Source organism: Zavarzinia sp., assembly GCF_041650655.1.
In the GTDB taxonomy this organism is placed as follows: Bacteria; Pseudomonadota; Alphaproteobacteria; order Zavarziniales; family Zavarziniaceae; genus Zavarzinia.
Map to the genome: position 1 here is coordinate 1 of NZ_JBAZKR010000269.1, position 2,649 is coordinate 2,649.

Consider the following 2,649-nt stretch of genomic DNA (forward strand, 5'->3'; position numbering starts at 1 on the left):
CGCCGACCCAGTGGCTTTTCCCCGTCTTTCTCTACGGCTTGGCCGCCGCCGCCGTGCCGCTGCTGCTGCATCTGCTGCGGCTGCGGGCCGGCCGGCCGCAACCCCTCCCCACCCTGCGCTTCCTCGCCCTGGCGGCGCGTCCGACGCGGCATCACTGGATCCGCCGCTGGCTCGTGCTGCTGCTGCGCGCCACGGTCTTCGCCCTGCTCGCGGCGGCCTTTGCCCGGCCGTATCTCGAGGCGTATTTCACCGGCCGCCGCGCGACGGTCGTCATCGTCGACAATTCCTTCAGCATGCAGGCGACGGGCCGCTGGGAGACGTTGCGCGCCTGGGCGCGCGGGCAATTGCAAGGCTCCGGCCACGACGAGGCGTTCGGACTGCTCGTGATGAATCCGACGCCGGCCTGGATCGTGCCGCTGACCGGCGACGGCGGGGCGGTCGGCCGCGCGCTCGACACGATCCAACCCGGCTGGGACATCACGCGGCCCGAGCCGGCGCTGCGGCTGGCGGCCGACGTGCTGGCGGCCAACCCGGCGCAGGAACGCCGGATCATCCTGGTGGGCGACCACCAGCGCGCCGGCTGGATCGGCGCCGACTTCAAGCAAAAGCTGCCCGCCGGCGTGCAGGTGGTGTTTGCCGGGATCCCGGCCGCCGCCGCCCGGCAGGCCTGGCTGCATTCGCCCCTCGTCATCCGCACGCCCTCGGGCGCGCTGGCGGCGGAGGTCGCGATCGCGGCCATGCCCGGGCCCGGCCAGTCGCGCACGTTGCGGGTCTTCGCGGAAGCCTCCGGGCAGCCGGACGGCGAAACCACGGTGGAACTCGCCGGCGGGGAGGAACGCCGGGTGCGGGTGGAATTGCCCGCGGCGGCGAAAGCCCGGTGGGTGCGGTTCGCGCTCGACGCCGACGACCTGCCGGCCGACGACAGCGTTTACGCCCTGGTGCCGCCGGCCGTCGAAACCCTCGGCAAGATCCTGCTCGACCGGGCGCCGGCCAGCGACGGATTCGACCATGTGGCGGCGGCCTTCGGCGCCTTCAGCGGGCTGCCGCCGAAACTCGATCACTCGACCGTCCCGGAGGGCGAATGGCCGGCCCCCGCCGTGGCGGTGCTGCGCAACGCGGCGACCTTTGCCGGAGAATCCGCCGCCCGACTCGATGCGTTCCTGGCCGGCGGCGGCCAGTTGCTGGTCCTGATCGACCGGTCGATCGCCGCGTCGGACTGGTGGAGCCGGCACGGCATCGCGCTGACGCCCGCGGGCACAAAAACGGAACCGCCGCGCCTGCGCGAATGGGCGCCGGAGCACGCGCTGGTGGCTCCGCTGGCCCGGCACGGATTGCGCGGACTCGTCGACTGGCGTTTCCGTCAGGCGTGGGCCTTGCCGCGTGCCGCGACGGAACCGATCGCGTTCTGGAACGACGATTCGGTGGCGATCGGCGAGGCGCGTGTCGCCAACGGCCGGATGCTCCTGTGCGGTTTTTCCGCGGACCGGCGCGACGGCGACTGGCCGGTCGAGGGGGCCTTCGTGCCGTTCCTGCATCGTTCGATCCGGTATCTGATGGAATCGGGCGCGCGCGAAGCCCCGATGCCGGAGTTCAGTGTCGGTGAACCGATCGCGCTGCCCGGCGGTTCCGGTTCGTGGCGGGCGCTCGCCGGTCCGGCCCGGGACGAGCCGCCGCGCCAGGTCGAGCACGCGGTGACGCCGGCGGCGCCGGGAATCTACACGCTCGAACGCGAAGCGGGTGCGGCCCTCTGGGCGGTGAATCTCGCGCGCGAGGAAAGCGATCTGACGCCCTGGTCCGACGGCTCGCCCTGGGAAGACCTCGTCTCCGCCGCGCCGGCGCCGGACGACGCCTCGCAACGCCGGCTGCTGGCCGGGGTGGAGGCGGAACAAAAGACCGGGCTCTGGGGCTGGTGCCTGGCGCTGGCCGCGACCGTGATGCTGCTCGAGCTGGCCTTGGCGAACCGCACGTCACGATGAACCGCGCGCTCCCTTCTTCTCCCGTCCGCCCGTCTCCGGAGTCCGATCCGGTGCAACTGGTTCGCGCCGCGCATCGGCGGGCGCGGCTCAGTCCGCTGTTCTGGGCGCTGGCCTTCATGGTGGCGGCTTGCGCGGGAGTGCGGGCGGAAGCCAACGAGTGGTGGCCGCACGGCTTCGTGACCGGATGGGCGGTCGCCTGCGTGGGCGCCGTCATCCTCTGTCGCTGGCTGCAACATCAGTCAACGCTGACGGCCGCCGCGGTGGCGCGCCGGCTGGACCGGCGCTGGAAAATGCAGGCCCGCATCGAGTCGGCGCTCGAACTGGCGGAGTCCGACAGCGAACTGGCGGCCGAGCAGCGGCGCGACGTGGCGCACCGGCTCGCCGGACGCCGCGCCCCGGGCGGGTTGGCCTGGTATTCGGCCATCGCGGCGCTCGCCGCCGGACTGGTGCTGACCGCCATGGTGAGCCGGCCGGTCGTGGCGCCGGCCGGCGTCGCCCTGGTCCAACCGGCGACGACGGACGACGACGCCCTCGCGCTCACGGAGTTCGCGGCGACCCTCGGGCCCGCGCCGGCGATCGTCCCCGAAGAAGCGCCGCCGGCACCGGCCGAACCAGCCGCCGCGGAGGAGCAGCCGGAGGATGTCTTCGCCGAGATCAAGTGGCTCAAGCCCGA

2 protein-coding genes are annotated in these 2,649 nt (G+C 73.3%); both read left to right on the forward strand.

Features of this window, described 5'->3' with window-relative positions:
* A partial coding sequence (locus WC493_RS23340) for a VWA domain-containing protein (protein ID WP_373069065.1) occupies positions 1-1,976 on the forward strand: 1,976 nt, incomplete at its 5' end.
* A gap of 50 nt (positions 1,977-2,026) precedes the next feature.
* Positions 2,027-2,649: hypothetical protein (locus WC493_RS23345; RefSeq protein ID WP_373069067.1), on the forward strand; the 623-nt coding region annotated here is incomplete at its 3' end.